General features: G+C 44.5%; 5 protein-coding genes. 4 read left to right on the top strand and 1 reads right to left on the bottom strand.

Annotated elements, in window-relative coordinates; translation table 11 throughout:
- Positions 1-300: 300 nt before the first annotated feature.
- Complete coding sequence (locus MICAI_RS10515) at positions 301-1659, top strand: SUMF1/EgtB/PvdO family nonheme iron enzyme (protein WP_008201421.1); 1359 nt, start codon at positions 301-303, stop codon at positions 1657-1659.
- Between the two features lie 66 nt (positions 1660-1725).
- Here MICAI_RS10515 and aspS read toward each other — a convergent pair whose 3' ends face one another.
- A complete protein-coding gene (gene aspS / locus MICAI_RS10510) occupies positions 1726-3513 on the bottom strand; it encodes an aspartate--tRNA ligase (RefSeq protein ID WP_008201419.1) in 1788 nt (595 codons plus the stop codon).
- A gap of 357 nt (positions 3514-3870) precedes the next feature.
- Between aspS and MICAI_RS10505 the strand changes: the two genes are divergently transcribed.
- The 3 genes from MICAI_RS10505 to MICAI_RS10500 all read left to right on the top strand — a co-directional run bounded on the left by MICAI_RS10505 (position 3871) and on the right by MICAI_RS10500 (position 5509).
- Entirely contained in the window at positions 3871-4653 is a 783-nt protein-coding gene (locus tag MICAI_RS10505) for an aldolase/citrate lyase family protein (RefSeq protein WP_008201417.1), read from the top strand.
- Positions 4654-4786: 133 nt separating this feature from the next.
- Complete coding sequence (locus tag MICAI_RS27860) at positions 4787-4867, top strand: DUF2281 domain-containing protein (RefSeq protein ID WP_071821284.1); 81 nt, start codon at positions 4787-4789, stop codon at positions 4865-4867.
- A gap of 66 nt (positions 4868-4933) precedes the next feature.
- Positions 4934-5509: a Uma2 family endonuclease gene (locus MICAI_RS10500; RefSeq protein ID WP_002783255.1), complete on the top strand. Its 576-nt coding sequence runs from the start codon at positions 4934-4936 to the stop codon at positions 5507-5509.
- Positions 5510-6000: the final 491 nt, after the last annotated feature.

Here is a 6000-nt window from a genome sequence, read left to right as displayed (position 1 = left end):
TAATAATCAATTAAATGGTTTATTTAGGGTTGGCTGAATAAATGTGAAATGTAGGCAAGGTAAGGGTTTTGTGCCTCTTCTCTTGAAACAGGTGCCAGATTTTGAGAGAATCGTCCTTCAAAACCTTGCGTCTTCATCGGCCCGCGTCCTGTAGGGGCGAAGCATTCGGGCAATAACCTATCGGTGAAACTGGAGATTTTCTATCCGAATGCTTCGCCCGTACTTTTTCAGCAAGCCCTATTTAGAGATTTTCTGCCAGTTAATCTGGCTCTCCCCTACTTGTGGTCATAAGAAAAAGTTATGAAAAAGTCAGAGATCCAAATTTTCCTAGCTCACGCTAGTGAGGACAAACCAGCAGTTTTGGCACTGCATGAGCGCCTTAAGCAAGCGGGATATAAACCTTGGTTGGATAAAAAAGACCTGATTCCGGGTCAAAACTGGCGTTCAGTCATCCCCAAGGCGATCGCAAATAGTCAACTGTTCATCGCTTGTCTCTCCCAACGCTCGATTGCTAAACAAGGATTCGTGCAGCGGGAATTTAAAATGGCCCTCAATCAATATGCTGACAGACCGCCGAATTCAATCTACCTCATTCCGCTGAGATTGGATGAATGCGATATCCCCGACCTGCGACAGGAGGAGTATGGCTTGAACCTGCGAGACCTCCACTGGCTTGATTATTGGGAAGAAGACGGATTTGAGCAACTAGAAAGAGCAATTGGCTATCAGTTCAAGCTTGAACCGGAAGAGCCAAAACAACCCGTAATCGTTCCAGAAGAACCAAAACAACCGGTAATCGTCACTCCACCGTTATCAGTATTTAACTTTGAGATCGTGCGAGCAAATGCGAAGGGTGAGCTAATTAAAAAAGAGTCGAAACAGTCCCAATATTTCAGCGAAGATTTGGGCTACGGCATCACCACCCTAGAAATGGTTGCCATCCCGGGGGGAACTTTCCTGATGGGTTCACCAGCAAATGAGAAAGATAGTTTTGGTGATGAACGTCCTCAACATGAGGTTAACGTCCCCACCTTTTTTATAGGTAAATATCCTATCACCCAAGCCCAGTGGCAAGCGATCGCCGCAACCGCTAAAATAGACATCGACCTAGAGACAAACCCTTCTAACTTCAAAGGGGATGAGCTACCCGTAGAAAGTGTCAACTGGTATCAAGCAACGGAATTCTGTAAACGACTATCAAGGGAAACAAAACAGGAATACCGACTACCGAGTGAAGCGGAATGGGAATACGCTTGTCGTGCTGGAACCACCACCCCATTCTACTTTGGGGAAACCATTACGGGGGAATTGGCTAACTACAATGCCACCAAAACCTACGCAGAAGAAGCGAAGGGAGAATATCGACAACAAACGACTCCCGTGGGACAATTTCCCCCCAATGCCTTCGGACTGTACGATATGCACGGCAATGTCTGGGAATGGTGCGCCGATACTTGGCACGATAATTATGACGGTGCGCCGAGGGATGGCAGTGTCTGGACAGAAAATGGGAATGATAATCGTTCTCCTCTGCGGGGCGGTTCTTGGTACACCGATCCAAATTACTGCCGTTCCGCTTACCGCTTCGACATCGTCCGCCGCGGCCTCCACAACAACCTCGGTTTTCGGGTGGTGTGCGGTGCGGGGAGGACTTTGTAGCAGAAAAGAATTTAACTTAGTGTCAACAGACTTTTAAAAATTAGGTGGGCATTGCCCACCCTAATCTTAGGATGGCGGTTTGTAGGTAGAAGCAACGGATAATTCTTTTAATTGCTTCGCTGCCACTGTTGAAGGTGCAGAAGTGAGTAAACAACTAGCTTGCTGGGTTTTCGGGAAAGCAATCACATCGCGAATTGATTCTTCCCCCGCTAACAACATCACCAAGCGATCTAAACCGTAGGCGATGCCACCGTGGGGAGGGGTTCCGTATTCAAAAGCTTCTAACAAAAAGCCGAATTTATTATAGGCTTCCTCTGGGGATAGACCGATGGTGGCGAAGACTTTTTCCTGTACTTCCCGTTGATAGATCCGCAAACTGCCGCCACCGATTTCAATACCATTAAAAATCATATCGTAGGCTAGGGCGCGAGCATGGGCTAGATCCTCTAAATCTTCGGGATTAGGGGCAGTAAAGGGGTGATGCAATGCTTCTAGGCGTTTTTCCTCGGCGTTGTATTCAAACATCGGGAAATCCGTCACCCAGAGGAGGTTGATTTTATCGGCATCAATTAATCCCAATTGTTCCCCTAAAACTAAGCGTAGGCGGGATAGGGATTTATTGACTGTATCGGTATCTCCTGCCCCAAATAAGAGCAGATGCCCCGGTTTTGCGCCAGTCTTCTCGATTAAAGCCTGTTTTTGTGCCTCTGTTAGGTTATCTTTAATCGCACCGATGGTATCAAAATCGTAGTCTTCGCGCACGCGGATGTAGGCAATTCCCTTCGCACCCGCATCGGTGGCTTCTTTGAATAAATCCCCACCCGGTTTGATTCTGACGTTAGAAATCGCCTCGTTACCGTTGGGAATCGGTAAAACTTTCACCGTTCCCCCACTAGCGATCGCACCTGAAAACACCTTAAATCCCGAATCGGCAAAAATCTCCGCCACATTGACCAATTCTAAGCCAAAACGGGTATCGGGGCGATCGACCCCATAGCGATCCATAGCCTCAGAATATGTTAAACGGGGCAGGGGCAGGCTTATATCGATATTTTTGACTTTTTTGAAGATATGAGCGATTAAAGCCTCATTGAGGGCTAAAATCTCGCTTAAGGAGAGAAAACTCATCTCCATGTCTAACTGAGTAAATTCCGGTTGACGATCGGCACGCAGATCTTCATCGCGGAAACAGCGAGCGATTTGATAGTAGCGATCCATTCCCGACACCATTAATAATTGCTTAAATAGTTGCGGTGATTGGGGCAAAGCGTACCATTGGCCCGGGCTGACCCTGGAAGGAACCAGATAATCCCGCGCCCCTTCGGGAGTCGATCGAGTTAAAATTGGTGTTTCCACTTCGATAAAATGCTGTTCATCTTCGAGAAAACGGCGCATTTCCTTGACAACTTGGTGACGTAGTTGTAAATTCTGACTCATACGCTCCCGGCGTAGGTCTAGATAGCGGTATCGCAAGCGCACATCTTCCCGGACTGATTCACTTTCGGAACTAGAGACGACAAAAGGCAGTTGTTTAGTAACCCCGTTGAGAATCTCGATGCTAGTGGCGTAAATTTCGATTTCTCCGGTGGCAATGCGCGGGTTAAGGGATTCAGGAGGCCTTTGACTGACTGTTCCCGTCACCTTGATGACATACTCGTTTCTGACGGTTTCAGCGATGGGGTAGGAAGCGGGGGTTCGTTGGGGATCACTGACGATCTGGACAATACCACTGCGATCCCGCAGATCGATAAAAATAACGCCACCGTGATCGCGACGGCGATCGACCCAACCGAAGAGGGTGACACTTTTTTCAATTTCGATCGCGCTAAGGTCGCCACAGTAGTGAGTTCGCATAGTCTAACTAGAGAATTACTTATATTACGAATGTAGTATAGAAAGGATGTGGCCAGAAAAAAATCAGACGGCCTTGTTCATTATGCCGGTATTTTGTCGCTCTTGTCCCCTTGTTTGGGGTATTTTTATGGTTTCCTAAGTAGCTGGTTTTAATTAAATTGAAGATAGATTTTGGGTTCGATCCCCCCTGCCCCTCTTGATAAGGGGGGATCGGCACCCCCTTAATCCCTCCTGAATAAGAGGCCATCTGACAATTTTTAACACCTACCTACTTAGTCCTCAGCTATCGGCTTTTCGCGGATCGGCTATAATCAACAAGGCTCATCTAGCAGTTACCAATTTTAAACGATTAAAATCATGAATTCCTTAGAAAAAAAAATGGTGCAACTGTTAAGAGAACTCAGGGAAGATCACCATGTTTCAGGGGTAAAAGCGGAATTCGAGACGGAAGGAACCCGACTGACGGAAGCGATGCGGTTGAAAGAAATTAGTCTGAAAGCGGGGGTGGATTTTAATCTGAAAATCGCTGGTTGCGAAGCGATCAGAGATATCTTTGATGCGGTTAATTTAGGAGTCGATCGCTTGATTGCTCCCATGGTAGAAACAGCCTACGCTTTACAAAAATATCTGCGGGCAGCCAGGAGGGTTTTAGCTGACCAAGGGGTGGAAGATGTGGAGCTATTAGTTAATATCGAAACGATTACTGCCTGTGAGAATTTTCAGGAAATGTTGGCGATTCCAGAGATAAAATCTCTCCATGGTATCGTGATCGGACGGATGGATTTAGCCTGTTCTTTGGGATTAACTCGTCAGGATGTAAATAGCGAGCAAGTTTTGGCTCTGGCTTTACCTTTGGCAAAAAAAGCTAAGGCTGCCGGTTTGACTGTTGCTATTGGGGGTGGGGTGTCACTAGATTCTTTACCGTTTTTCAAAATGTTCTGCCAAGGACATTTTGACCGCTTCGAGACGCGCAAAGTTATCTTTGATTGTCCCCAAGCTTTGGATAATTTTAGTTTGGCTTTACCCAAGGCGATCGAGTTTGAATTACTCTGGCTAGAGAATAAGAAAAATTATTATGGTGCTATTGTTCGTGAAGATGACCAGCGTTTAGAAATCTTGCATAATTTACTTTTTGGTTAAAGATATTGGACTGATTATGAATAAATTCTCTTAATTATTTTACAATGGTAACTAGGAAGCAATTTAACCCACTTTTGCGGTTTCTTTTTCTGAGGATTTAGATGATCCATAAATCTTACCAACAGTTTCGACAATGCCAGATTCTCTAAAGCACGAACTTCTGCACTATGCCAAGTATCTCATAGAAAACCACTCAAAAGAATATATGGAATGAACGTCTTTCTGTAACCATAAACTACTTTGATAATGGAAAACACCTCAAGATCGGAGAAATCAATCAATGTTTACCACAATAGAAGATAAACAATCCCTTTCCCTCGAAGCATTTCTTGTCCTTCCAGAAACTAAGCCTGCTAGAGAATATTATCATGGAATTGTCACTCAAAAACCTATGCCCAAAGGAAAACACAGCATCTTACAATTTGAGTTAGCCTCTGCCATTAATCAACAGACTAAACCTCTAAAATTAGCTTATGCTCTACCTGAATTACGTTGTACTTTTGCAGAACGTTCAATTGTGCCAGATATTGCGGTGATTCGTTGGGAGAATTTGCCACGAGATCTAGATGGAGAAATGGCTGATAAATTTTTAAGTTATCCCGATTGGATTATTGAAATTATGTCTCCCGAACAATCTGTTACCTTAGTGATGGAAAAGATTATTTTCTGTTTACAACAAGGAACAGAATTAGGTTGGTTGATTGATCCTTCAGCAAAGTCAGTCACCGTTTTTCAAACAGGATTACCGAAAGTACATATTGCAACCGCAGGCAATAATCAGCCTTTAGCGGTGATTAAAGGATTAGAAAGTTGGCTAATATCAGCAGTGGATATTTTTGCTTGGCTAAAGGTTTAATTTGTTCTAAGTAGGTGGGTGGAATTAAATAAGTACCTAGAACGTAGGTTGGGTTGAAGCATGAAACCCAACGCCCGCATCGGTTACGCTACCGCTAACCCATCCTACAAATAATTGTGCCTCGCTACTTATCAGCATCGTTTGGTTTATCAGGTTCTTCTCCCCTCTCTCATACAGTCTTAACCAGTAATTTAGATAAGCTAAGACGCATTTAAAGCACTTATTCTTAAGATTAGCCGAATCTCCCCCAATCCCTTTACTGTTGCCTCTTGCAAGAGTGCCTCTTGCCTCGTCTCAACAAGCAATTTAAATGCTTAACAGCTTAGTTAACAGCTTACCCGCAGACTTTCCTCGCAGCATATCTGGTACATTTTGTCAAAAAAACTTTTTCGTTTTAACATAAGTACACATATTTTTGGCAAAAGATCTTTTTCGTCAAAGGAGCAATTGGCAAGTTTTTACCGGGGACTAATTAGTAATCCTAGACGTGG

This window comes from Microcystis sp. T1-4, from assembly GCF_000297435.1.
GTDB lineage: Bacteria > Cyanobacteriota > Cyanobacteriia > Cyanobacteriales > Microcystaceae > Microcystis.
This window is presented reverse-complemented; position numbering and strand designations above follow the sequence as displayed.